The sequence below is a fragment of the Bradyrhizobium sp. McL0616 genome, assembly GCF_049993385.1.
Lineage (GTDB): Bacteria > Pseudomonadota > Alphaproteobacteria > Rhizobiales > Xanthobacteraceae > Bradyrhizobium.
This window is the reverse complement of sequence record NZ_CP188255.1, coordinates 4,301,098-4,326,222: the sequence shown is the minus strand read 5'-3', so window position 1 is coordinate 4,326,222 and position 25,125 is coordinate 4,301,098. Positions and strand designations below refer to the sequence as shown.

The window sequence follows — 25,125 nt, the reverse complement described above, 5'->3', positions numbered from 1 at the left end:
GCCATCATCCGCCGGCTCCGGCCCCACCGACGAGAAGCCCGACGATCTGCACGGCGATCACCTTCACCAACGTCATCGAAGGGAAGATCATGGCGTAGCCTATATCGGGCCGCTCGGTCGGCGCCATCTTAGTTGAATAGACCAGGATGGCGGGATTTCCGGTGGCCCCCGACGCAACGCCGACCAAATCGTCATAGGGAATCTTCAGGATGTAATGGCCGACCAGAAGAACAATAAACACCGTCGTTAGAAGTACGGCCACGCCGATGAACAGCATCGTGAATCCAGATTCGGCGACAGTGCGGACGAAGGGTTGTCCGGCGTTGACGCCGACGGTGGCAAGAAACATCGCAAGCCCAAAGTTGCGAAGAACGATGTTCGCCGGCAAAGGCATGGTCCAAAGCATCGGTCCGGTGCGGCGGAGCTTGCCGAGAACAAGCGCGACGATCAGCGGCCCTCCTCCGATTCCGAGCGTGACTATGCCGACGCCCGGTATCGGAATCGGAATCAATCCGAGCAAGACACCAATCACCATTCCGAGCCCGAGCGAGACATAGCTGAACTCGGCAGCCGCCTTCACGGTGTCGCCAAAGTGGCGGCGGATCTCTTCCTTCCGGTCGGGCGGCGTCAACACGCCGACCCGGTCACCGAATTCAAGCATCAAGTCCGGTGACGGCATGAGGTCCGCGTCGTAGCGACGAACGTGGAGCAGATGGGTCGAATAACCCTGCGGCATCGGAAGATTGGCAAGGGGGATGCCGACCACGTTGGCCTTTCCAACAAAGACGCGGATGTAGTCGAGGTCGGCGCGATCGCTCGCCAATTTTCCTGGTTCCAGCGTGCCAAGCTGTGCGGCCGCTTTCGCAATCGCTTCTTCACTTTCCGCCACGACCAGCACAGCGTCCCCTGCAGATATGGTCGTATCAGGCGTCGGAACAAAGTTGCGTCCACCCTTCCGGACCATCGTGACCTGGACCTCACTGAGAATACTGGACGTCAACTCGTCGAGCTTCCTCGCGGCATAGCTCGCGCTGATCGAGATTTCGGCCATATGGAAACGCTGCGCCTTGGCTGGGAATTTCGGCTTCACGATCTGGGTCATGAAATAGATGCAGAGGATCGGACCGAGAACGCCGAACGGATAAGCGATGGAATAGCCGATCGACGGGTCCTTATTCTTCATGACGTCAAGAGCCGCTTGCAGCGACGCCGTGCTGGTCATCGATCCGGCGTAGAGACCAAGAGTGTGGCCGATCTTGATGCCGAATACGTGTCCTAGTCCGAGAGCAACTGCCAGGCCGGCCAAACAGGCGATTAGCGCCAGCAGATTGTATTTCTGACCACTGCCAAAGATACCTTCGAAGAACTGGCGGCCATAGAGGATGCCGATGCCGTACAGAAACATGATCAGGCCGGTCAGACCGATCGGCCCGATGATCTGGGCCTTCGGCGCGAAAGCGCCGATCGCTAGTCCAACGAACAACACCGCACCGACCCCAAGCGAAAATCCAGCGATGCTGATCTGGCCGACCAGATAACCGAGGCCGATCGCAAGGAACGCCGTCAGGATTGGCTGGCTTCCTATGATGTCGCGCGCAAGATCCAGCATGTTCCTGAACTCCCCCGGATTGACCGGATATTTCGTTGAATTAGCGTGCCTGGCACCCCGCGGCACGGAATTGCTCGATCACCCGGTTCACTAGGTCGCGGCTGGGCGGCTGGGTTTTTTCGAGCTTGTACTCGAGCCCCATCGCCTTCCACTTGAACGAACCCATCTGGTGGAATGGCTGCACCTCTACCCATTCGACGTTCTTCATGGGCGCGACAAAGCGTGCGATGCCGTCGACATTGGCGGGATCGTCGGTCTCACCGGGCACGAGCGTGAAACGGATCCACGCCGGTTTCGACAGCGAGGCCAGACGCTCGGCAAAGCGAAGCGTAGGCGCGAGATCGCGTGCGGTCGTCCGCCGGTAGGTCTCGGGATCCGAGCTCTTGATATCGAGAAGGACGAGGTCGATCTCGGATAAGTAGTTGTCATCCGCGCGATCGCCCAGAAATCCGGAGGTCTGGATCGCCGTGTGCAGGCCCATCTTCTTGGCGCCGGCGAGTATCCGCCGGGTGAAAGCAAGCTGCACCATCGGCTCGCCGCCGGAGATGGTGAGGCCGCCGCCGAGGGCCTGGATGGAAGGCGCGAAATCGCCGATGCGGCGGAGCACCTGGTCGACTGAAACGTAGGTGCCGTCCTTGAGGTGCCAGGTATCCGGATTGTGGCAGTAGGTACAGCGCAGCAGGCAACCCGAGACGAACAGCACAAGGCGCAGGCCGGGACCGTCGTAGCGGGACGATGTTTCATAGGAATGGCAATAGCCGAACGAACCGACCTCGTCCTTGACCCTGTCCTCATCGGGCGCGTCGGGCGAAAGTCCAACCCGGAGGTCATGACGACTTCCGGGCTCCAGTGCCTGCACCGTCGCCATGGCGGACCTCCATCAGATCTGGCCGTGGAAGGTACGGCTGATCACGTCGCGCTGCTGCTCCGGTGTCAGCCGCACGAAGTTCACCGCGTAGCCGGAGACCCGGATGGTGAGTTGCGGGTACTTGTCGGGATTCTTGATCGCGTCCTCCAGTGTCTCTTTGTCGATCACGTTCAGGTTCATGTGGAAGCCGCCGCGGTCGAAATAGACGTCGAAGGCCTTTACCGCCTCCTCCAGCAACTGGGCCTCCGACAGATGCGCCTTCTGCGGCGCGACCGAGACGGTGTAGCTGATGCCGTCGAGCGAATCCTTGTAAGGGAGCTTTGCGACCGACAGGCAGGACGCGAGCCAGCCGTGGCTATCGCGGCCGTGCATCGGGTTGGCGCCGGGGCCGAACGGCTCGCCCTTGCGCCGTCCGTCCGGCGTGTTGCCGGTTGCCTTGCCGTAGACCACGTTGGAAGTGATCGTCAGAACGCTCTGGGTGTGCGTCGCGTTACGGTAGGTCGGATGCTTACGGATCTTATTCATGAAGCCAGTAACGAGGCTGGAGGCGATCTGATCGACCCGATCGTCGTTATTGCCGAACTGCGGTATCGATTGATTGCCCTCGTTCTGATAGTCGACGATCAGGCCGTTGGCGTCGCGCGTGACGCGGATCTTTCCATATTTGATGGCGCTGAGGCTGTCGGCGACCACGGAAAGACCGGCAATCCCGAACGCCATCGTTCGCAGGATGTCGCGGTCATGCAGCGCCATTTCCAGGCGCTCGTAAAAATACTTGTCGTGCATGTAGTGAATGCAATTCATCGCATGCACGTAGGTCTTGGCCAGCCATTCCATGGTCGTGTCGAACTTGGCCATGACGTCGTCATAGTCTAGGAAATCGTCGACAACTGGCATTGTCCGCGGCGCGACCTGATCGCCGGAGACCTCGTCGCGGCCGCCATTGATAGCGTAAAGCAGCGCCTTTGCGAAATTGACCCGGGCACCGAAGAACTGCATCTGCTTACCGAGCCGCATCGCCGACACGCAGCAGGCAATGCCGTAGTCGTCGCCCCAGTGCGGCCGCATCAGATCGTCGTTCTCATATTGAAGCGACGAGGTGTCCTTGCTGACTTTGACGCAATAGCGCTTGAATGGCGTCGGCACGTGCTTCGACCAGAGTACGGTGATGTTCGGCTCCGGCGCCGGCCCCAGATTGTAGAGCGTGTGCAGCATGCGATAGCTACTTTTGGTCACCAGCGTGCGGCCATCGAGATCCATGCCGCCGATACACTCAGTCGCCCAGTAGGGATCGCCGCTGAACAACGCGTCGTAGTCGGGCGTGCGAAGGAAGCGCACGATGCGCAGTTTCTGCACCAATTGATCCCACAGCTCCTGCGCGCGCGCTTCGTCAAGAAGTCCAGCCTTCAGGTCGCGCTCGACGTAGACGTCGAGAAAACTCGAGATGCGGCCGATCGACATCGCCGCCCCGTTTGCCTCCTTGATCGCGCCGAGATAGGCAAAATAGGTCCACTGGAACGCCTCCTGGGCGCTGCTGGCCGGCTTTGCGATATCGTGATCGTAGAGCTTGGCCATCGCAGCCAGATCCTGGAGGGCACGAATCTGGTCCGCCAGTTCCTCGCGCATCCGGATGATCTCGTCTGTCGGCCACATGTCGTCGATCTGCGCCCGTTCTGCCTTCTTCGCTTCGATCAGACGATCGACGCCGTAGAGCGCCACGCGGCGATAGTCGCCGATGATGCGGCCGCGTCCGTACGCGTCTGGCAAGCCGGTGATGATGCCGGACCTGCGGCAATTCATGATCTCCGGCGTATAGGCGTCGAAGACGCCGTCATTATGTGCTTTGCGGTACTTCGTGAACGTCTCGTGTACGGCTGCATCCGGCTCGAAGCCGGCCGCCTTGATGCCGGCCTCGACCATACGCAAGCCACCGAACGGAAAGATGGCCCGCTTGAACGGTTGATCGGTCTGGAGTCCGACGACGACCTCGTTGTCACGGTCGATATAACCGGCCTTGTGGGCAAGCAACGTAGAAGGGGTTTTCACGTCGACTGCGAGAACGCCCTTTTTCCTTTCGTCCGCAAAGTAGGGCTGCAGCTTCGCCCAGACCGCCTTTGTGCGCTGCGATGGACCGGAAAGGAATTCCTCGTTCCCGCCATAGGGAGTGACGTTCCGGACAATAAAATCGCGAACGTTGATCGACGTCTGCCAGTCGCCGTCCCGGAATCCATTCCAGCAATCTCCGGTGCCGGCTTCCTTCCTGAGAGCGGCGCTTGCTTTCATGGTAGGTCTCCCACGGCGTTCGATTGGTGCCCTAGGGTCCGAGGTCCATGCGGGCGACGATCTCATATGTCGTTTCGGTGGACTGCTGGCTGTTGATCTAAATCAAGCTCGAGCAAACGAGCCATGGAGTCTGCCGGCCTGCTCCGCTCGTTCCTCTACCGAAAGCATGCGGTCAGTGATCGCGTTCCTGGTCAGACACTGCAGCAACGGGCATCCGGAACTCTGCAATCAGGTCGCTGCCGACGCCGCGACCCGCTGTGCGCCGTCGTCGCGCCCGCCGAAGAAGGCGGTCAAGCATGGGGATGATCCCGTGAAGCTGTGGAGATTGTCGCTCCAGACGGTCGCGGTCGGCTCGGCAGATGGCGCGGAGGAAGTCGAGATCATCGCAATCTTCTGCGGCTTGCGGCTTGGGATTGCTACTCTCGCTCGTCGCGGCCATGCTCTACGGCCTGGATTTCACGGCCCTCTGACGCGCTTGCGCCTTCAGGATGCGGTCGATCGAGCTCGCTCGCGTCCTTCGCGGCGGCGCTCGCGCTGTTCCCGGCGTCGCTTTGCCCGCTCCGCGAGCGGCGGCAGCGGTGGCACGGGTCTATCGACCGTCTCAGACGGAGCCGTCTCGATCGGCTGGTCGACGCCGGCGCGCGCCTCCATGAATTCGAGCACAATCCGTCCCTTGTCCGTGATCTTCCACCCACCGCTTTCGCGATCGACCAATCCTTTCGAAAATATATCGAGGTTCGGCACGCGCGCAGCCAGCCGCCTGGTCCGTTCGGCCCAGTCCCGGCCGCTGGTCGCCAAGATCGCCATGTCGCGCTTGATGTCGTCCATCACGGCAAAGCCGTTCGGATAGGACACCAGGATCTTCAACACCGTGACCTGAAAATTCACCCCCGCGTCCTCGATCGGTCAACGCCATATGGTCGGTACTCGAGACAGCGCGTCGCGACCGACCTGCCTGAGACCTTCGAGCGAGACCTCTCCGCGAGTAGCCGCTTCCAAAATCTTTGAAGCGACATGCGTGCGCGCACCAGTCTCGCGCGCCGAAACGTTTTCGCAAACTTCGTCGAGAACCGCGCGCAAAAGCGTGGTGGTGGCCGCATCGAACATGAGACGCCCCGTGCGGGAAAACTATAGAGTAGCCGAGTTTTCCCGATAGGCGAGTCGTTTATGAGGTCAGCAAATCTGACCTTCCGATGCCAGGAGAGCTCCCGCGTCGCGGCCCGATCGTCAACGTCCCGCTCCGCCTGACAACGCAGGAACGGAGGCTTTCGACGCAGGTTCTACTTTCATGGGCGAACCTATTCCGTGGCTGATTGAGAATGCGATACAGATTGCCTGGCACTACCTTGAGTCGTCGGGCGAGATCATCGAACCCGCCAAAGCCAGCAAGTTTCTTTTTAAGACGGTCGATGAGATGGTCCTCAAAAGTGAACACCGGAAGTTAATGCTCGCCAACCGCGCAATCGATGCCTATCGCAGTCGATCCAAACGTCGTCAGGCATACTAGATGGCAACGGTCGCTCTCATAGCTGCGCTACTCTTGAGTGCCGGACTCGTCCTTGTAATTCGGCACCACGACAATCGGGACAAGATCGTGTGCCGTAAGGCAGACCAGATGGTTCGCGATCACATCGATCACCATTGAGCACGCGCCGCTGCTGAATGGGTGTTCCACGAGGGTCGGCGCTGAATTGTTACCCGCTGGCAGCCGTCGACAATTTACCCGTAGACCGCACATAAACCTGCCGCCGGCGCATCCTTTCTGACACTTGCTATCAGATGCATCTCTCGCCCGCACCTTTCGCAAGCGACGATTGGTGGAGTAGCGTCGGTATATGAGGTCATTGCAATAGATGAGGTTCCCGCGTCGGAGCGGCCATATCGCTGACCTGCCACGTTAGGTTCAACCGCCAAAGAGTCCATTGTGGACGCTTTGCGGTCAGTGCGGATAATCTGACCCGGTGGACTTGCTGTGTGACGCCGTGCAAGGAGGAACGCATGCGTGGATCGTACCCCATCGAGCACCGTTTAGAACGGCTGGCGTTGGCCAGGGCATACGTCGCCCTCACTGGTGTGATGGTTCGCTCGGTGTTCGGCCAGAAGCATGCCGATCACTCGCTATTGCTGATCGACGCCGCGATCATGGTGGGGCGTGCGGAGAACAAACCTATGAACGCCACGAAGATCGCGCACTACGTCGGCTTGCCGCGATCAATGGTCATTCGCAAGCTCAAGGAGTTTGTCGATTCCGGTGTGATCACCCGCGAGGGGAACGTATTCCTTTTGTCTGAGCAACGCGCTCACAATCAGACGAAGTATGTCGCCGAAGCGATGCGCATTTTCCGCGCAGCCGAGAAAGCCCTGAAGGTCTAGCAAGTCGTTCGATCAGCCGCTGTCGATACGCTAGGCATGACGGGCGGCCCGATGATCAGAGACGTCCCTCTCGGAGCAGCCCGATGCATTGGCCGAGCGTCCATTCAGGGTGCCGAACAAGCGCTCTTTCGACTGCCGAGCGCTCATGCGTCGATAGCTGGCTGAGTACGAACTCGTACTCCTGATCGGAGACCTCTACGATTCTGCCAACGTGTGTTCGTCCTATGCCGAGCATCAGAATGGCGTCAGATGCGGTAACGCTATTCTCTCGCATGAACCTGCAAACACGACGGCAGTCGTTAGGCGAAAGCTGCGCCAGCAGAAATTCGCGCTCGGCTGCCCGTTCAAAAGTCGGTTTATTCAAAGCGCCAACCTCCGAATTTGGGAGTTTGCACCTGCTCAGCACCGCACCTGATTATGCTACCTAATGCACCATTAGGTTGCAATTCAAAGGAAGATCACCTCGGATGAATTTTTGAAGAAATTCCCGGAGAACTCGATCAGGTTTGAGACTAGGGCCTATTGGGCCCCCGCCATTCCGCCCGCTATTCGCGGAACCACTCTGAATTTGAAAAACCGTTCGCCTTTCAAGCACTTCCCTCAGTCCGAGTACCTGGAAATAATGCTGGACGTCAGGACCACACGGTTCTGCCGTACGCGAATTCGCTGACCGCCACAGGGTTCTCCACCCTTGTCGACATGGCCGGAAAAATGTTGGCGAGACGAACCTTCAGCGCCGCTCATCCGCACGTGGTTACGAGCTCACAGGGACTACCCGCCCTGCTCGCACCTCTCGCGCCGACGCTGCCGCGACCACCGCACCCCTGCTCGCGAAACGTGACGACACATGATCGCCCCTCAAGGTCCCGTGCGGCTTGGCGGCATCGCGAGGTGTTTTGCCCGTCAGGCAACGGAGAATCGGCCCGAACCGTCAGCCGAGCGACAATGCGTCGCTCGCTGCACCGCAGGTGTTATGCGGCATTGCAGCCGGGTCGCAGGATCACGCAGTCGGACGCCGCGCCGTCGCAGCACGTCGCCTGCTGTCGGTGGGCGCCATGCTGTTGTTCTACGCGCTCGAAGCGCGAGGCTCGCACTATGTGCTGGCCTTGCGCGGCAGCCTGCGCCCTCAGCGCGGCTTACGGCTTTCTGCAGGGTGACTGGCCGTTCGGATTCGTCGAGACGATCTGGACGGCGGTTGCCTTGCGGCAGTGGACCAAAACGATGTCCAATCGGATCTAGGCGCGCGCATCCGTGCCATGATCGAAACGGGCGAACAGCGCGCTCGTCACAGCACCCAGCAGGCTCCAGAACATCAGGCTTGTCACCGTGACCGCGGTGACGAACTGATGCGACAGCGATGACGGCACGTTGGTCTCTACCTGCTCCAGCTCGGGCGCGCCAATCAGGTGGGGCAGGATCAGCAGGATCACGCCCGCAATGGCCGTCGGCACCGAACGGTGGAAGACGATCAATGCCAGGCCCGCAGCGGTCGCCAGCACGGCGGCTGTCCACCAGACTTGGCGCGACAGGAGCGGCGCAGCCGGCACGCCCGGCAGCTCCGGTGCCAGGCCGAGGCCGGGGGCGATGGTGAAAACGGCAAAGCCGGCCAAGCCCCACATCAGGCCTTCATGCCAGGAGATGCCCTTGCCGGTTGCGCCGCTGCGGACGGCGAAGAAGCCGGCCAGGAGCAGTGCGAAGCCGATCGCGGTCAGGACGTTCGCGGCCGCCGTGTAGGCGTTGCGCTCGAACCCGTCCCGGGGCTCCCACCCTTCAGCGCCGTGATCATGGGCGGCATGGTCGTGACCTGCATGGTCGTGGCCAACCGCGGCAGCCTGCGGCGCCGCTGGAGTGTCGTGCTGATGGGTCTCCGCGGCCTTTTCAAAGACCTCCGCCTTCAGGATCAGCGGGACGGTGCCGAACTGCTGGGCGACCGTGACGAGGAGACCAACGATGAAACCGGCAATGACCGACGCGAAAACGATCGAACGAAACGTGCTCATGCCGCCTCGGTTAGTGGCAGGGGAAGGCGTTCGAATGGCGCACGTCGTGCGCGGCATTGTGGACGACGTCGATATGCGAGAAGCCGACGACGCCGACGACGAACACGCCGAGCACCATGGCCATCAGGGCCTGCGAAAGCCGTCCCACCTGCCCGGCGGCGACCGGCAGATGCGTAACCTGCGCATTCGAGAGCTGGGCATTCGAGAGCTGAGATTGGCTCATGGTTGTTCTCCGTTCGCGATTTCGTGGTCTTCTAACAGCTTCCGGGCGACGTCGCGACTGGTAAGATGCAGGCTTGTCCCCACGGAAATGCCCTTGCGGGCGATCTTGGCGCCGGCGGCCTCCCGGAAGGTTATTTCATAACGCCGGAAATAGTCGAGGCAATCCTCCGGCGAGGGCTCCGCACCGATCAAGGTCCGGAACGCCCCCCGATGCACGGCGCAAATTGCGCCGTGTCCCTCGACCGGAAAGACCACAGACGCGATGTCGTCGCGCCATTGGGCGTCGTTGGTCAAGCCGACATCGCGCGCCCGCGACCGAACGGATCGATCAGGCGGACGATCTCACAGGCGGCGACGAGGCCGGCGAGCCAGACGGCGCTGGTCAGCCCAATCCGCGTCACGATGGCCACGGTGAAGGCGCCCTCTCCGCCCAAAAACGGCGTCGCGGCGAGCAGCGTGAGCTCATAGGCCGCGTAGGCTGCGACCAGCGCGAGCGCCAGCATCAGCGGTGTGCGGCCGTGCGGGAGCACGCGGAGGACGGCCGACGCCATTGCTGTCGCAACCAGCGCAGAGGCGCCAATGACAAAGCCCCAGGCGATCGTGCCGGCGTCGATCGGGCAATGCAGCGCGCCGAAGCCGATGGTCTGGTTGACGAGCCAAGCGCCGGTGACGACAAGCAATGCCGGCCGCGGCGGCAGCATCGCAGCCGCAACGACCGCGAACGCCGCAAAGGGCGTCGCGCAGGCGAGCGCGAAGCTTGCGAGCGCACATGAGACGGCCAGCAGCGCGAAGCCAAACATCGCAGCATGGCGCGGCGCGACTGGTCGAAGCCTGAAACGGTCGGGGTGAGGCGCAAGCATGTCTGCAGTCATCATGGATCTCCCGACGGTGATCCTAACACATTTGCCGAGAGATGAACCGCCCGACCGGCGGACGCAATCAAGCCCTAGGCGGGCTCCCGCGCCAAGCGCGTCCGGATTACCGCCCGCTCGCCGGCATCGACGAGCTGGCCGATCCCGGTGCGGCCGGCGAGCGCGCAGCGGGTGATGTTTTCGGCGACCGATTTGCGGAACCGATGATCTTCGCCGCTGGGCCGCCTGCGGCAAATCCGATCCAGCGCCAGCTTCATGTTGATCCGTGTGCGGGTGTCGAAATGCTCGCTGATCATTCGCCCGGCCTCGATGCGTTGATGTCGGGGCAAAAACGACCGAGGGACGGCCGGGTTCCAGAGTGGGAATCGCACGAGGCTCGCGAGCCTATGCTCGCCCGCGCGGGCGCTGGGCCTGTGCCCAGATTGCGGCGACGTCGCGTGGCGACGTGTCGATGCGCCGGATCGGCGTCAGTTCGCCAGAGGCCGAGACGATCGCGGTCTCCTCGCGGCGGCAGCGCGGGCACACGAAGCGGACCTCGTGCGGCTGCGCTGACCAGCTCGCACGTTTGACGTTGGCAGCCATCGGCCAGGCCTCGCAACGCGAGCACGACACCAGAAACCGACCGGGATCGAGCATACCCATTTCATGGACTCCGCGTCCTGCCTGCCTCTTCAATGATTAACCCAAGTGAAGCGCCCGGTCTCCTTGCGGTGGTTCTCGTAGTTCAACCCGATGCAGAGGATCTTGTCCGGGTTCGGGATCACTGGACCAGCCTTAGCAGGTCAGGGCTGACGGGACGATGGCGGCACAGGGATGGCCCGGTTGCGATCCGTGCAATCCGCTCGGGCCTTGCACTCAGCGCGCGCCGTGGAGCGTGCAGGCGGTGGTGCAGGTCACCGTATTGCCGTGGTCGCACGACTTGCAGGCGGCAACGCACTGGTTCATGTCGCGGGGATTGTAGCTGTAGTTCCGCATCTGGCAAACCGGAGTCGAGCCGGTGACGTCCTGCTCCTGGTTGCAGGCTGCCGTCATGAGCGCAAACACGATGACCGCAAACAGACGCATGGGACCGCACTGTGAATCACTGACAAAGCGACGTTCGCGGGGGATCATTGCATCGCAACGAGCCCCGGCATTCCCGGATGTGAGGATGCACAGACGCATTCCTCACATCCGCATCGAGGATGCGTGCCAAATGTTAAGAACGGCTTGCGACCGCGTGAAATCCTGCAAGACACCGGATGCCCGGCATCGCGCCTCGATCCAACCGGAACCCTGGAGCAGCGTCAGGCCGCGGCCTTGGTCGCAATGGCCTGCCGCATATCCAGCGCCAGCTGGCGGTATTGCTCCGAAAGCTTCAGGTAAAGCTCGCGCTTCCTGCTGTCGGTAGCGAGCTTGGTGATCAACTCGCATTCGGCGGTGAGCGTCTCGAACCGTTCCAGCCTGTCCTCAAGTTCTGTCATTGGCGTGTCCCCATCAAACGCCTCAAGGACACCAAACCTAAGCCCGGGAAATAGGTCACGGCCAACATCGTTATGGACTACAATCTTATTTGTCCGGAAAGACACACTTGGTGAGCGCGTTGCGCCGCCAAGCGTTCCTGATATTGACGCGCTCCAAAGCAGATGCCAATTTCGTGATCGGTAGTGTCCGCGAGGACTCTTTCCAAGGGAATGCGGTGCGTCCGTCTCGGCGGGCAATTCCGCGGCTGCCCCCGCAACTGTAGGCGGATAGCCGACGACCAGCAAAACCACTGGAGCCCGCTTGGGGCTCTGGGAAGGTGGTCGAAGGCGATGACCCGCGAGCCAGGAAACCTGCTACCAGCCATGGTCACGCGCGAACGCATTGGGCGGGGTGCCTCAATGTCGGAAGAGTTAGCCGGTGCATCTGCCGCCTGGGGCGAAGGTAGATGGCTAAGGCAACCGCGGTGACGGTTTGTTGCGTCGCCGCAGAGCGTTGTTGTGCAAATTCATCATATCCGAGCTGGCTTTGCGCCGGCATTTTCGCGTGTTTTCCTCATCACTCTGCTTTCGTCGGCATCGCTGCCTTCCGCGGCATTCGCGCAAAGCGTGACGCAGGACAGGACCTCCCGGGAGATCAGCCCGGTGGTCGTCTCCCCGTCGAGCCCGAAGCGTGCTCCTGCTGTCAGCTCTGGCAATCAGCGATCCCGCACGGCACGCCGGGCCGCGGGCCGCAAGCCTACTGTCCGGGCCGTCGCGGCTCCGGCAACGCAGCCTCCGAGCGGCACGATACAGACGCCGCTGAACACGGCAGCGGTCACTGACGTCGGGTCCCGGCTCGGCATCACCGCGCGGGAGATGCCTGCGACCGTCGAGGTCATCGATCAGCAGACCATGCAGGACCGGGGCATCAGGACGACCACAGATGTCGCCAAGGCCGCGGTCGGCGTGACCGGCGGCGATGTGCCCGGCGCACCCGCCATCTTCTCGATGCGCGGCTTCAGCGGCGATCAGGTCGCAACGCTCTACAACGGCATCGCGATCGGGCCGTCGACCATGACCGGCCGGCCTATGGACGTGGCAGGCCTCCAGCAGGTGGAGATCATCAAGGGGCCGGACTCGCTGGTGGCGGGCCTCGGCGCGACCGGCGGCGCCGTCAACTACGTCACCAAGGCGCCGCACACGGGACCGATCGTCAACGAGGCCTTCACCTCCTACGACTCGTTCCACGGCTACCGCGCCGGCTACGGATCAGGCGGCAGCACGCTGATCGACGGCCTCGACTATCGTTTCGACATCAGCCATTCCAACGACAAGAGTTTTATCGAAGACACCTATTCGAAGCTCAGCAACGTCTCCGGCCAGTTGAACTACCGCATCAACGACAGCCTGAAGATCTGGGGCGCCGCCGAATACAAGCAGGACAGCGACCGCTTCTACTGGGGAACGCCGCTGGTGCCGGCGAACGCGCCAGGCATCGTGCCGACAAACGGCATCGTATCGGGCCAGTGGACGAATTATTACCTCAACGGCCACACCGGGACGCTCAATCCCGTCACCATCGACGCGCGCACACTGACCACTTCCTACAACGTGCTCGACAACCACAGCGGCGCCAGCGAGCTTTGGCTGCGCAGCGGCTTTCAGTGGGACATTAACAACAGCGTCTCGCTGAAGAGCCAGGTCTACGGCTACGATGCGCACCGACACTGGTTCAACAACGAGATCAACTCGTTCGACGATTCAGGTCCGAACAACGTCTATCGCGAGCGTCTGGCGCTGGACCACGCGCAGCGGCTCTACGGCAACATCACCGACCTCACCGTCAATTCCAATCTCGGCGGCATGGACAACCGCTTCGTTGCCACCGTGATGGCGAGCAGCTCGCAATTCAACGTCTCGCAGGACACGCTGTTCTTCAGCGACACGGTCGAGCTGGTCAATCCGGACCGCGGCCTCTACGGCCCGCGCAGCGACGAGAAGATCTACACCCACCTCGATACCGCCTCGTTGTCCTTCGAGGACCGGCTCAAGCTGACCTCGACCTTCGCGCTGATCGGCGGCATCCGGTTCGAGGACATCAAGCTGGACCGGACCCGCTTCAATCCCGACGGCACTCTGGAGTCGGGCAAGGGCTATCCCTTCTCGACGCCGTTCAATCCCATCACCGGCCGCATCGGCTACACCTGGGACATCGCCCCTGGCGTGATGCTGTACAGCCAGTATGCGACTGCGGCGGACCCGACGGTGGCCAACATCTTCATCCTTGCGCCGTCGGTGCCGCTGCTGCTGACGACGTCGCGGACCTACGAGACCGGCGTTAAGCTGCAATCGGGCGACAAGCGCGCGGAAGCCACGTTCTCGGCCTTCGACATCGAGCGGAAGAACGTCTACGTCCCCGAGAGCGGCATCGTCTTCAACGTCGCCGGCAAAATGGAGTCCAAGGGCATCGAGATCGCGGCGGCGATCAACCCGGTCGCCGGCGTGAAACTATGGGGCAACGTCGCTTTCGTGCAGTCGCACTTCATCGACTTCAGCTATCTCGACGGCAATGGCGGCTTCCAATCCTATTCGGGCAAGACGCCGCCGAACGTACCGAACTTCATCGCCAATGCCGGCGCATCCTACCGCTTCGACACCAGACTGCCAGTCGAGATCGGCGCCTCGATGCGGCATGTCGGCGACCGCTTCAACTTCCAGGACAATCTGGTCGTCATGAACGCCTACACGACCTTTGACGCGTTCGCGTTCGTCGACATCCCGAGGGCCTATTTCACGGGCGTCGACCAGACCCGGATCAGCTTTCGCGTGAGGAACCTGACCAACAAGCTCTACGCCGCCTGGGGCGACCCTGGATACACCGACCAGATCATCCTTGGCGCGCCGCGCAGCTATGAGGTGGCAGCTTCGTTCAAGTGGTGATGCCGCTGTTCGACTATTTGCTGTCCATCCGCCAAGCACCGTCCCAATCGGCAGCGGGCGGACTGGTCTCGAACTCCGCGATGCGGGCGAGCATCGTGCGCGAGGGGCCATCGCCCGGGATGCTCTCCAGCGCGGCGTTGAACGCCGTGCGTGCATCGTCGAAGCGGCGCGCGCGATAGGTGGCAAGGCCTTCGGAGTAATGCGTCCGCAACTTCTCCAGCGGCGCGGTCAGCGCGCCCGCCCGGCCCATCACCTCGAAGACGGGCTGCGGCATGCTCTGGCCGACCACTGCAAGCCGATCGATCTCGCGCAATTCGAGACGCGATCCAATCGCATCCGCCGTTGCCTGCGAAATCAGGATGCGGGTGCCGTAGGCCTTGTTGACGGCCTCTAGCCGCGAGGCAAGGTTCACGGCATCGCCCATCACGGTAAAGCTCATCATCAGCTCGGAGCCGATGCTGCCGGTCAAAACCTCGCCGGTGGCGATGCCGATGCGCAAATCGCACGGCGTCGGCATGGCGCGGATGCCGAGCAGGTCGGGCAATTGCTGCTGGAGCGCGGGCACCTGATCGGCCATGTCGATGGCGGCGAAGCAGGCGAGCAGCGCCGGCTCGTCCTCCTCGATGAAGGGCGGGCCCCAATAAGCCATGATGGCGTCGCCGATATATTTGTCGATGACGCCGCGGTTGCTCCTGATCGGAGCGGACATCACCGTGAAGTAGTGGTTCATCACCTTGACGAGGCCGCGCGGGGTCATGCCCTCGCTCATCGAGGTGAAGCCGCTCATGTCGGAGAACATGATGGTCATTACCCGGCGCTGGCCGTCGGTGGCGACCTCGGGCCGGTCGATCAGCCCCTGCGCCACCTTGGGATCGATATAGCGGCCAAAGGTCTCGCGGATGCGTTCGTTGTGCCGCAACTGCTCGATCATGCGGTTGAAGGCGCCGGCGAGCTCGCCAATCTCGTCCTGGGTCGAGACCGTGATGGTCTTGTCGAAGCGGCCTGCCTCGACCTCGCGGGTGCCGGCGAGCAGCAACCGCACCGGACGCGTGATGCCGCTGCTGACCAGCAAGGCAAAAGCAAATCCGACGATTGCTGCGAGCAAAGTCACGACACCCGAGATGATAATCGCCTGCCGCTGGCGGCTGATCACCGTCCCCGTGCTGGCGAAGACCTGCTTGAGCATGTCGGCGCGGATCGCATCCATCTTCTGGTTGAATTGGTCACGAATGCCGTCGAGATGTTCCAGAGTGCCGCGCGCCTCCGTCATCTGCTTGGCATCGACCTGCTGGAGCAGTTTTGCGTGGTCCTCATTCGCATCGTGCCGCAATTCGGTGAGAGTGGTTTCGATCCGCGTCTCGATCCGCGCCAGCGCAGCATTGTCGGACGGCGTCCTGGTATCGTCGATAATGGCATTGATGAGCGTGCGCGCGCTCTCGGCCTCCTCGTCGATCTTGCGGTCGGCTTCCTCGAACTCGTGCAGCCGCGCCGCATAGGCTTCCTCCTCCGAGGGCGCCTGCATCTTCATCATGACCATCCGCCGTAGCGCGACCGATCGCTCCAGCGAGCGAATGTTCGCGCGGGCCAGATGCCCATAGGCCGGGATGTAGCGATCCGTCAGCTCATCAAGGAGGACGCCGACCTGGCTCGACATCACCATCGACAGGATCGAGGTGACCAGCATCAGGACGATCAATCCGAGGGCGATGCCGACGATCTTGCGCCGGATCGTCTGGTTGAAAATCGGCATATGTGCGGGACAAAGGCTGGAAGGACAGGTTCCGGAACTCATTACACCGGATTTTGGCGCGGGAATACGTGCAATCTGGCCATTCCTGGCGCCCGCGACCGCCCGCAAGCCTCGCGCCGGCCCCATTCGTTAATAAAGGTTAAAATTGCCGCTCTATCCCCCGTTGCACAAGTTCCCGCGTTCCATCCGTATTTTGCCGCATTGTTGCGGGACCGTGAGGAATGCGAAACGATGCTGTGTCACCGTTTTTGATGGCGTTTTGATTCTCGGGCCGCATGTCGTCGCGGACTTTGGTTTGTACTGGTTTCGCAGGGGGACCACGGAATGAACCAGTGCCTACGCTCGCTCGCATGTGTCGTTGCCGTGGCCGCACTGGCGCTCCTTCCGACGGAGCTGGCAGCGAAGAGTAAATCATCATCGCCGAAGAAGACGCATGAGGCCAAAGCGGGCAAGCAGCGCCTTGCTGCGACCAGCAAGCACGGCAAACATGCCGAGGCCAAACGTAAGTCGAAGAAGCAGGACGAGCCCGCGGACAAGCCGGCATCGCCGCCGCTCACCGGCGACCTCGCCGCGCTCAAGGACGCGATCGATCTCGCACGCAAGGGCAAGACCGATGATTCGAGCGCGGCGCGCGACCGCATCGCCGATCCCGCGGGGCAAAAACTCGCCGACTGGTTCATGCTGCGCCATTCCGAGAGCACCGCACCTTTCAAGCGCTATGCCGCCTTCCTCGCCGCCAATCCCGACTGGCCGAGCAGCGCGCTGCTGCGCCGGCGTGCCGAGGCGCGGCTCTGGCAGGAAAAGAGCGATGCGGCAACCGTGCACACATTCACGATGGACCGGCCGACCAGCGCCAAGGGCAACTTCGCGCTGGCCCGCGTGCTGCTCACTGAAGGCGACAGCGACCGAGCCGCGCGTCTCGTGCGCGAGGCCTGGCGCACGGAGGAATTGTCCGAGCGCAGCGAGGAAGACTCCTATGAAGCGTTCCATGATATCCTGAGCGCCGACGATCTCCGCGCGCGCATGGACAAGCGCCTCGGCGCCAAGGACTACGCAGGCGCAAGGCGCGCCGCAAAACGTCTTGGCGAGGACGCACTCGCGATCGTCAGGGCCTGCGCCGCGGTCAACGGCAAGGAAAACAAGGCCAAGGACTATCTCGACGACGTCTCGTCCGATGCGCGCCGTGATCTCGGCTATGTCCTCTGCCGCGCGCAATGGCATCTCCAGAAGGATCGCATCGACGACGCAGCCGAGGTGATCCTCGCTGCAGCGCCCGAGACGATGGCGGCCCAGGACACGGATGCGTGGTGGCGCGAACGCCGCCTGCTGGCACGAAAACTGCTCGACCAGGGCAAGTTCAAAACCGCCTATGATGTCGTGCGCGCCGCCGCGGTGCCGGAGATGGAGGTCTACCGCGTCGACTATCACTTCATGTGCGGCTGGATCGCGCTGCGCTATCTCGACGATCCCAAAACCGCATTGATGCACTTCGCGGCGATCGACGAGGGCTCAGCCAATCCAATTGCATTGTCGCGGGGCCATTATTGGCGCGGCAGGGCGGCGGAGGCGATGAATGCGACAGCCGACGCCCGCCAGAGCTATCAGGCCGCTGCGCGCTATCCGACCGCCTATTACGGCCAGTTGGCGCGCGCAAGGCTCGGCCTCGACCGCATCGAGCTGCGCGCGCCCTCACCCGCGCTGGCTTCAGCCGACACGCCGCCTGCGGACAATCGCGTGCGCGCCGCCGACATGCTGTACGGAATCGGTGAGCGCGACACGGTGTTTTACTATGCCGAGGATTTTGCCAAGGAGAGCACCGACGTCGCAGCCCTCGAAGCGCTCGGCGAGCTCGCCGGCCGGCGCAACGATGCGCGCGTCATGCTCGAAATCGGCAAGTCGGCGCTGGCGCGCGGGCTCGCGCTCGACCACTACGCCTTCCCGACCATCGGCATTCCCGAGCACAAGCAGGTCGCGCCCGCGATCGAGACCAGCGTGATTTATTCGGTCGCGCGCACCGAAAGCTCGTTCAACCAGCGCGACAAATCGGCCGCCAACGCCGTCGGCCTGATGCAGGTGACGCCGGAAGCCGGCCGCGACACGGCAAAACGCTTTGGCGTGACCTATGACTGGGACAGGATGGTCTCCGATCCCGTCTACAACACCCAGATGGGCGCAGCCGAGCTCAGCGCATTGCTGTCGGAATATCGCGGCGACCAGATCATGACCTTCGCCGGCTACAATGCCGGCCGCGGCCGGGTGCGCGAATGGGTCCAGGCGCATGGCGATCCGCGCGACCCCAAGATCGATCCGGTCGACTGGGTCGAGCGCATCCCGCTGTCGGAGACGCGCAACTACGTCCAGCGCGTGATGGAGAACGTGCTGGTGTATCGCGCTCGGTTCGAGGGGATTGGCGTGGCCACGGCGAAGTCCGAGCAGCGCGTCACGACGCATGAAGTGAGCGCGGCGCCGACGGCATCGGCCGCAGCCCCCGCGCCCTAGCCTCGCAACGCCGGGGCTGGACGCGGCGCGAAGCTGGACGGGGTGACTGCGGCCGACGGCTCTGCGCGGCCGGCATCGTGGGGTTAGCCGTCACCTCCTTCCGTGGTCAGAAGGTCGTGCGCGCGCAGGTAGGCCTCGGTCAGCGAGCGCGAGAGTGCGCCCATCTGCATCATCACGCTCCAGGCCGAAATGGCCGTGAGCACCGTGATCGCCTCGAGCGAACTGCGGTAGGGCCAGAATATCCCCATGGTTGCCTGCTGCCGGTAGCAGTCATAGTCGCAGTACCGCGCCTGCATGGACGCATGCCGGAGGTAACTCGCGCCCAGCGGCCGGGCGCAGGCGCTACAAGCAGCGCCGAGGCGAGGTGTTTCCTGATTGACGAGCATGAATCTCAACGTCTTGTCCTCTCTTGCCGCCTCGACCGGTTCTCTCCTCAAGACGCCGCTCGCACACGCTCCCCGATCGGTGCCAGCGCTTCGTGATGAAGCGCGTAGCATTCGTGGTCGCAGTAGGGCAGCAGCGTTCGGACGTCGCGCAAATATCCGCCGCTGATCTCCTCGCAGCACCACAGACAGAACGTCTTGCGGAAAGGGGTCCTGCCGTTCACCAATATGAACCTCACGTGGCACCTCCCAGCGCAAAGCAGTAGACCGTGTCAACCAGGGACGCAGACGGCGGCGGGGCGCAAAAGTGGTTGCGGCCGTCGGGATTGTCTCTGTTTCTCTCGACTTTCTGGATCGGGATCAGGATGTATTTCCCGTCCTCCCGGCGCCGCGCGTAGATCTTGCCGTCGACGTAGCGGATCTCGGTCGGGTAGCAATCCGCGCTGTTGCAGCAGCTCAGCACCGGATTGTCGGGCATGTGCCAGCTCGAATAGAACTTTTCGTGCAGAAGCTGATCCTGGGGCGGATGATGACGATGTGCACCATCCTGTCCAACCTCCTCGGCCTCCGCTCCCGTCATCCACGCAAGCGGCAGCCCGATCGTCAAGAGGAGCTTGCAAGCACGGTTCAGCACGCAGCCTCCTGTTCGGAATTGCGGTACTCATGCCGCCTGAAATCGAAACAGCCATCGGCGGTCGCGCTCGCGGCGCGCTCTGAAACGATCGAGACATTTTCTGGAGCAGAGCGGCGATCGCCAGGAATAATATCGGATCAGGCCAAACTTGCCGTTACAGACAGCGCAGCTTTTTACAGCAGGACCGCGCTCGGAGTGTTCAGGCTCATCGCACATCATCTTCCCTCCTGGCTCTGATGGTGGTGGCTTCGCTCGTACGCTGATGCACGGCCATCCACGCTCGTTATTGAAATGCGGCCTCTCGATCGTGAGCCGCTAATCATGCGGCAAGTCGAAGCAACGGACGCAGAGCTAGACTCTATGAGCAGAATGTCGAGCTAATCGCCGGCTTGTGCCTTGCCATCGCGTCCCCTCGACTGGTTGTGAGACTAATCCGCACGCAACGGACCGCTCAATTGTACGGAGGTAAATGTGCGCTATGACTAGGAATGCGCGAGCTATACGTAGGTTTGTCCCGTAGTCTTCCGGTCCTGCGCAACGAGACGGCGCAAGGTCCGCAAGCTGCACGGCGACCGCGAGTTTTGCGCAGAGTCCGACTTTGGCCGGAGGGAATTGCCCCTGTTGTGGCAAAGTGCTCTACTCGCATTGCCTCCAGCGCGCCGGGACGGCTGCGATGATGCCTGGCCAGATCGCGAAATTCGGGAATTCGGCCGCACAATTCCTGCTCGGCGGCCTCGCGGCGCTTCGATCATTCGGCAACGGTGAGAAGGACGAGCCCCCGCTCGGAGGAGGTCCGCGGCAAGACACCGATCTACGCGACGCGGTGAAGCAGTGGCGCGAGGTGTTCGAGCACAATCCGGTCATGTACTTCATGGTCGACCCGTCCGGAACGGTGCTCAACGTGAATACGTTTGGCGCCGCACAACTGGGCTACGCGGCGGCCGAACTGATCGGCCAATCCGTGCTCAACGTCTTCTTCGAGGAAGACCACGACTCCGTCCGCCGGTGCATCGCGTTGTGCCTGGAGACACTGGACCAGCCGCACACCTGGGAGATTCGCAAGATCCGGAAGGATGGCTCGGTCATCTGGGTCCGTGAAAACGCCAAGGCCATGCTGCGCGGCGACGGCACGCCCATCGTGCTGGTCGCCTGCGAGAACATCACCCAGCGCAAGGAGGCGGAGGATGCGCTGCGGCAAAGCGAGGCCTATCTCGCCCATGCGCAGGAACTGAGCCATACCGGCAGCTTCGGCCTCAGCCTCGCGACGGGCGAGGCCGTCTGGTCAAGGGAGACCTTTCGCATCTTCCAATGTGACCCGGCGGCGAAGCCGACCCTGAGCTTCGTCTTTCAGCGCATCCATCCGGAAGATCGCGAGACGGTCAGAAGGACGCTCGACCGAGCTTCCCTCGAAGCGGAGAATCTCGACCACGAATATCGTCTGCTGATGCCGGATGGATCAGTCAAGTATCTCCATTCCGTGGCGCGCGCAGTGCGACACGCATCCGGGCGCATCGAGTTTGTTGGGGCCATCACCGATGTCACGGTTGCAAAGGAGGCAGAAGAGAGACTGCGTCGCAGCGAGGCCTATTTGGCCGAAGCCCAGCGCCTCAGCCATACGAGCAGCTGGGCCTGGGACGTACGTCGTCAGGAGTTCGCCTACAGATCGGCCGAGCTTTACCGCCTGTTCGGATTTGAACCGGATCAGATCGACGTACCGGCACGGGATTTCCAGCAGCGTATCCTGCCTGAGGACTTTCGCCGGATTATCGAGGTGGAACGTCAGGCCATCCGGCAAAAGGAGCCCTTCCAGATCGACTTTCGGATTGCGCGTCCGGACGGCTCGATCAAACGCGTCCATACAGAGGGTCATCCCGTCATCGGCAGCGACGGCGAGGTGATGGAAATCATCGGCACGCATGTCGACGTCACCGAGCAGTTCGCGGCCAAGGAGGCGCTGCAAAGGGCATTCGACGAGCTCAAGACATCCGAGCAGCGATTCCGCGACTATGCCGAAACCGCATCGGACTGGTTCTGGGAGACCGGGCCGGATCACCGTATCACGCACATATCGGAACATTCCGATACGTCCACAGCTGCGCCGACGGGGTTGATCGGCCTGGCGCGTTGGGACATACCGCCCGATGCCGAGTTCGAGCCCGAGAAGTGGGAGCAGCATCGCCTGGCGCTCGATGCCCATCTTCCGTTCCGCGATCTGGTCTACCGCAGCAGAGAACTGAACGGACATCCAATCTATGTGCGCACCAGCGGCAAGCCGTTCCATGACGCAAGCGGCAGTTTTCTCGGCTATCGCGGCGTCAGCAGCGATGTGACGGCGGCGATCCGCGCCGAGCAGGCCGAAGAGGCGCTGCGCAAGGCGCAAGCCGAGCTCACCCATGTCACCCGGGTGACGACGCTCGGCGAACTCACCGCCTCGATTGCCCATGAAATCACCCAGCCTCTTGCTGCCGTGATCTCCAATGCGGACGCCTGCATCGGCTGGCTCGGCCGCAAGCCTGCCGATTTGACGGCTGCACGCCGTTCCGCGGAATGGATCGTCGAGGACGCCAATCGGGCCAGCGAGGTGATCCGCCGGATCAGGGCGCTGGCGAAGAAGACCGAGATCGAGGTGATTCCACTCGACATCAACCAGGTCGTCAGGGAGGCCGTGGCGCTCGTTCGGCGCGAGCTCGCCACCAATGCCGTATCGGTGCGAATGGAGTTGGCGTCCGACCTGCCCAGGATTTGCGGCGACCGGATCCAGTTCCAGCAGGTCCTGATCAACCTGGTGATGAACGGCATCGAGGCCATGCAGGCCAATGTCGACCGCCCGCGCGAGCTGGCGATCCGCTCCAGCCATGCGGACGAAGACGGCGATCGCCGCCTGCTCATCACCGTGACGGATCGCGGCGTCGGCCTCGGCAAGGACGTGACGGACCGCATCTTCACGCCCTTCTTCACCACGAAATCGGGCGGCCTGGGTATGGGCCTCTCGATCTGCCGATCGATCATCGAGGCTCACGCAGGACGGCTTTCGGCCTTCCCCAATGAAGGGAGCGGAGCAACATTCCAGATCGCCCTGCCCTTGCCGCACAAGGACGTGTCGTGACTGATCACGCCAAACAAGCGCAGGCGAATGCCGATGAACCGATCGTTCGGATCGTCGATGACGATCCGTCGATGCGCCGCGCGCTCAGCAATCTCTTTCAATCGGTTGGTCTCAGGGTCGAAGCCTTCGGCTCAGCGGCGGAGATCATGGACGCCAAGCCGCCGGCGGTCCCCAGTTGCCTCGTGCTCGACATTCGCTTGCCGGGCTCGAGCGGCCTCGACCTTCAGGCCGACCTCGCCAAGGCCAACATTCACACGCCCATCATCTTCATCACCGGTCACGGCGATATTCCCATGACCGTCAGAGCCATGAAGAGCGGCGCTGTCGATTTTCTCACCAAGCCTGTACGCGACCAGGACATGCTGGACGCGGTGCAAGCTGCGCTCGAACGGGATCGCAAGCGGCGCGATGCCGAGAAGTCGGTCTCGGAAGTGCGATCCTGCTTCGAGAGCCTGAGCGCGCGCCAGCGCGACGTCCTCAGCCTGGTCGCGTCCGGTCTGATGAACAAGCAGGTCGCCGCCGAGCTGGGATTGGCCGAGATCACCGTCAAGATCTATCGCGGGCAGATCATGCGGAAAATGGGCGCCAGGTCATTGGCCGATCTCGTCAGAATGACCGACGCACTCGGAATCCCACGCACAAGGGGAAACCTGCAAACCTAAGTATGCTTTCCAATCTCGCTCCGGGGGCCCACTTTCCGGTGGGCGGCCGTGCCGCGGCAGGAGCGATCATATTGTCAGTGCCTTCGATTATTTCCGTCATTGATGATGATCCGTCCGTTCGCCTTGCGACGGACAACCTCCTGACGTCGCGGGGATACACGGTCAACACCTTTGGCTCCGCTCATGAATTTCTCCAATCCGGCGAACTCGATACGATCTCGTGCGTGATCGCGGATGTGCAGATGGCGGTCATGAGCGGCGTCGATCTGTTGATACATATGCGCGGCCTTGGGCACCTCACACCGTTCATCTTCATGACGGCTTTTCCCGACGACGCCGTGCGCGCGCGCGCGCTGAAGGCCGGCGCGATCTGCTTTCTCGCCAAGCCGTTTTCCACGCCGACCCTGCTTCAATGCCTGGATACGGCGCTGTCGGCGCCCGGAAAATCCACGATGTGATGCGGCCGCGCCGGGCGGCCACCCACAGCCGGAAGGCTCCGCGTTGCGTCAATCCACCGTGATGTTCGCGGCCTTGATGATCGGCCACCATTTTGCGATCTCGGCCTTCTGGCGCGCTCCCAGGACTTCGGGCGTGAGCTGATCCTGCGGCGTCATCTCCAGGCCCTGGCTTTCGAGCTGCTTCTTCACGGCGGGATCGTTCAGCGCCTCCACGGCCGCGGCGTTGAGCCTGGTCACAATCTCCTTCGGCGTGCCCTTTTGCACCCACAGCCCCGACCATAGCGTCATGTTGAAGCCCTTCAGCCCCGCCTCCTCAGCAGTCGGGATCTCCGGCGCCGAAGCCACGCGCTTGTCGTCGCTGATGGCATAGGCGCGGATGGTACCGGCGCGGACCTGGTTGATGGAGTTGGAGGTCTGGTCGACGATGACGTCGATCTGGCCGGCGATGAGATCGTTCAGTGCGGGCGCGGTGCCGCGATATGGCACGTATTGCAATTTGATGCCGGTGACGCTCTCGAAATAGACGCCGGCGATGTGGCTGCCGGAGCCTGCGCCGGCCGTGCCTGCGGTCGCCGGCGACGGGCGCGACTTGAGCCAGGCCAGCAGCTCCTTCAGCGATGTCGCGGGCACCGCATTCTTGCTGACGACAATCATTGGATTGCTGGGCAGGAGCACCACCGGCTCGAGATCGGCGACCAGGTCATAGTTGAGCTTGTATACCGCGCCGTTGGCCACATGCGTGCCGAGATGGCCAAAGGAAATGGTGTAGCCGTCGGGCGGCGAATGCACGGCGCGGCCGACGCCGATCGAGCCGCCGGCGCCGGTGACGTTCTCGATCACCAAGGGTTGGCCGAGCGAGACCCGCATCCGCTCGGCGAGCACCCGCGCCATCGCATCTGACGGGCCGCCAGCTGCGAAGGGAACAATGATGGTGATCGGGTGCGAAGGATAATCGTCGGCACGCGCAGCGCCTGCGAACGCGACAATGCCGATCAACGTAGCCCAGACGGCTTGCTTCATTGTG

The 25,125-nt window shown here is 62.4% G+C and carries 25 protein-coding genes and 1 riboswitch; of the genes, 7 read left to right on the top strand and 18 right to left on the bottom strand.

The genetic code is table 11. From position 1 onward, the window contains the following. Positions 1-4: 4 nt before the first annotated feature. The 6 genes from ACPPVR_RS21000 to ACPPVR_RS20975 all read right to left on the bottom strand — a co-directional run bounded on the left by ACPPVR_RS21000 (position 5) and on the right by ACPPVR_RS20975 (position 5,867). Positions 5-1,609 (bottom strand): aspartate:alanine exchanger family transporter, encoded by a 1,605-nt coding sequence (locus ACPPVR_RS21000; RefSeq protein ID WP_426608501.1) that lies wholly within the window; start codon positions 1,607-1,609, stop codon positions 5-7. A gap of 40 nt (positions 1,610-1,649) precedes the next feature. Then, a complete protein-coding gene (pflA, locus tag ACPPVR_RS20995) occupies positions 1,650-2,477 on the bottom strand; it encodes a pyruvate formate-lyase-activating protein (RefSeq protein ID WP_426608500.1) in 828 nt (275 codons plus the stop codon). 12 nt (positions 2,478-2,489) lie between these two features. Continuing rightward, positions 2,490-4,760 (bottom strand): formate C-acetyltransferase, encoded by a 2,271-nt coding sequence (gene pflB / locus ACPPVR_RS20990; RefSeq protein WP_426608499.1) that lies wholly within the window; start codon positions 4,758-4,760, stop codon positions 2,490-2,492. 228 nt (positions 4,761-4,988) lie between these two features. Next, positions 4,989-5,144 carry a hypothetical protein gene (locus ACPPVR_RS20985; protein ID WP_426608498.1) on the bottom strand — a complete coding sequence of 52 codons (156 nt, stop codon included), beginning with the start codon at positions 5,142-5,144 and terminating at the stop codon, positions 4,989-4,991. 99 nt (positions 5,145-5,243) lie between these two features. Beyond that, positions 5,244-5,648, bottom strand: coding sequence for a hypothetical protein (locus ACPPVR_RS20980; RefSeq protein WP_426608497.1), 405 nt, complete (start codon positions 5,646-5,648; stop codon positions 5,244-5,246). Positions 5,649-5,666: 18 nt separating this feature from the next. Continuing rightward, positions 5,667-5,867, bottom strand: coding sequence for a hypothetical protein (locus ACPPVR_RS20975; RefSeq protein ID WP_426608496.1), 201 nt, complete (start codon positions 5,865-5,867; stop codon positions 5,667-5,669). A 181-nt stretch (positions 5,868-6,048) separates the two neighbouring features. Here ACPPVR_RS20975 and ACPPVR_RS20970 point away from each other — a divergent pair, with 181 nt between their 5' ends. Both ACPPVR_RS20970 and ACPPVR_RS20965 read left to right on the top strand, forming a co-directional pair. Next, positions 6,049-6,267 (top strand): hypothetical protein, encoded by a 219-nt coding sequence (locus ACPPVR_RS20970; protein WP_426608495.1) that lies wholly within the window; start codon positions 6,049-6,051, stop codon positions 6,265-6,267. Positions 6,268-6,758: 491 nt separating this feature from the next. Beyond that, positions 6,759-7,133 (top strand): hypothetical protein, encoded by a 375-nt coding sequence (locus ACPPVR_RS20965; RefSeq protein ID WP_426608494.1) that lies wholly within the window; start codon positions 6,759-6,761, stop codon positions 7,131-7,133. Positions 7,134-8,368: 1,235 nt separating this feature from the next. Here the strand turns inward: ACPPVR_RS20965 and ACPPVR_RS20960 are convergent. The 8 genes from ACPPVR_RS20960 to ACPPVR_RS20925 all read right to left on the bottom strand — a co-directional run bounded on the left by ACPPVR_RS20960 (position 8,369) and on the right by ACPPVR_RS20925 (position 11,690). Then, positions 8,369-9,133: a CbtA family protein gene (locus ACPPVR_RS20960; protein ID WP_426616029.1), complete on the bottom strand. Its 765-nt coding sequence runs from the start codon at positions 9,131-9,133 to the stop codon at positions 8,369-8,371. A gap of 10 nt (positions 9,134-9,143) precedes the next feature. Next, a complete protein-coding gene (locus ACPPVR_RS20955; RefSeq protein WP_426616028.1) occupies positions 9,144-9,356 on the bottom strand; it encodes a CbtB domain-containing protein in 213 nt (70 codons plus the stop codon). Continuing rightward, a complete protein-coding gene (locus ACPPVR_RS20950) occupies positions 9,353-9,649 on the bottom strand; it encodes a DUF1488 family protein (protein ID WP_426616027.1) in 297 nt (98 codons plus the stop codon). Before ACPPVR_RS20950 ends, ACPPVR_RS20955 begins: the two co-directional genes overlap by 4 nt. Further along, entirely contained in the window at positions 9,646-10,227 is a 582-nt protein-coding gene (locus ACPPVR_RS20945) for a hypothetical protein (protein ID WP_426616026.1), read from the bottom strand. Before ACPPVR_RS20945 ends, ACPPVR_RS20950 begins: the two co-directional genes overlap by 4 nt. 74 nt (positions 10,228-10,301) lie before the next feature. Beyond that, entirely contained in the window at positions 10,302-10,523 is a 222-nt protein-coding gene (locus tag ACPPVR_RS20940) for a hypothetical protein (RefSeq protein WP_426616025.1), read from the bottom strand. 88 nt (positions 10,524-10,611) lie between these two features. After that, a complete protein-coding gene (locus tag ACPPVR_RS20935) occupies positions 10,612-10,869 on the bottom strand; it encodes a hypothetical protein (RefSeq protein WP_426616024.1) in 258 nt (85 codons plus the stop codon). A gap of 213 nt (positions 10,870-11,082) precedes the next feature. After that, entirely contained in the window at positions 11,083-11,292 is a 210-nt protein-coding gene (locus ACPPVR_RS20930; RefSeq protein WP_426616023.1) for a hypothetical protein, read from the bottom strand. A 221-nt stretch (positions 11,293-11,513) separates the two neighbouring features. Beyond that, positions 11,514-11,690: a hypothetical protein gene (locus ACPPVR_RS20925; RefSeq protein WP_426616022.1), complete on the bottom strand. Its 177-nt coding sequence runs from the start codon at positions 11,688-11,690 to the stop codon at positions 11,514-11,516. Between the two features lie 164 nt (positions 11,691-11,854). Continuing rightward, positions 11,855-12,063: riboswitch (cobalamin riboswitch) on the top strand. 482 nt (positions 12,064-12,545) lie between these two features. On the opposite strand from ACPPVR_RS20925, the gene ACPPVR_RS20920 reads away from it, so the two are divergent. After that, positions 12,546-14,609: a TonB-dependent receptor gene (locus tag ACPPVR_RS20920; RefSeq protein WP_426616021.1), complete on the top strand. Its 2,064-nt coding sequence runs from the start codon at positions 12,546-12,548 to the stop codon at positions 14,607-14,609. A gap of 13 nt (positions 14,610-14,622) precedes the next feature. Here the strand turns inward: ACPPVR_RS20920 and ACPPVR_RS20915 are convergent, their stop codons facing one another. Then, positions 14,623-16,359: an adenylate/guanylate cyclase domain-containing protein gene (locus ACPPVR_RS20915; protein ID WP_426616020.1), complete on the bottom strand. Its 1,737-nt coding sequence runs from the start codon at positions 16,357-16,359 to the stop codon at positions 14,623-14,625. 324 nt (positions 16,360-16,683) lie between these two features. Between ACPPVR_RS20915 and ACPPVR_RS20910 the strand changes: the two genes are divergently transcribed. After that, positions 16,684-18,858, top strand: coding sequence for a transglycosylase SLT domain-containing protein (locus tag ACPPVR_RS20910; protein WP_426616019.1), 2,175 nt, complete (start codon positions 16,684-16,686; stop codon positions 18,856-18,858). An 83-nt stretch (positions 18,859-18,941) separates the two neighbouring features. On the opposite strand, the gene ACPPVR_RS20905 is transcribed toward ACPPVR_RS20910, so the two are convergent. Next, positions 18,942-19,154, bottom strand: coding sequence for a hypothetical protein (locus tag ACPPVR_RS20905; RefSeq protein WP_426616018.1), 213 nt, complete (start codon positions 19,152-19,154; stop codon positions 18,942-18,944). Between the two features lie 322 nt (positions 19,155-19,476). Beyond that, the gene (locus ACPPVR_RS20900; protein ID WP_426616017.1) at positions 19,477-19,875 is read right to left on the bottom strand and encodes a hypothetical protein; all 399 of its coding nucleotides are present in this window, start codon (positions 19,873-19,875) and stop codon (positions 19,477-19,479) included. Positions 19,876-20,548: 673 nt separating this feature from the next. On the opposite strand from ACPPVR_RS20900, the gene ACPPVR_RS20895 reads away from it, so the two are divergent. The 3 genes from ACPPVR_RS20895 to ACPPVR_RS20885 all read left to right on the top strand — a co-directional run bounded on the left by ACPPVR_RS20895 (position 20,549) and on the right by ACPPVR_RS20885 (position 24,101). After that, a complete protein-coding gene (locus tag ACPPVR_RS20895) occupies positions 20,549-22,981 on the top strand; it encodes a PAS domain-containing sensor histidine kinase (RefSeq protein ID WP_426616016.1) in 2,433 nt (810 codons plus the stop codon). Beyond that, a complete protein-coding gene (locus ACPPVR_RS20890; protein ID WP_426616015.1) occupies positions 22,978-23,643 on the top strand; it encodes a response regulator transcription factor in 666 nt (221 codons plus the stop codon). The genes ACPPVR_RS20895 and ACPPVR_RS20890 overlap by 4 nt, the downstream gene beginning before the upstream one ends. Before the next feature lie 71 nt (positions 23,644-23,714). After that, on the top strand, positions 23,715-24,101 hold the full coding sequence (locus ACPPVR_RS20885) for a response regulator transcription factor (protein ID WP_426616145.1): 387 nt from the start codon (positions 23,715-23,717) through the stop codon (positions 24,099-24,101). A 48-nt stretch (positions 24,102-24,149) separates the two neighbouring features. Here ACPPVR_RS20885 and ACPPVR_RS20880 read toward each other — a convergent pair whose 3' ends face one another. Continuing rightward, on the bottom strand, positions 24,150-25,121 hold the full coding sequence (locus ACPPVR_RS20880) for a tripartite tricarboxylate transporter substrate binding protein BugD (protein WP_426616014.1): 972 nt from the start codon (positions 25,119-25,121) through the stop codon (positions 24,150-24,152). Between the last annotated feature and the right edge of the window lie 4 nt (positions 25,122-25,125).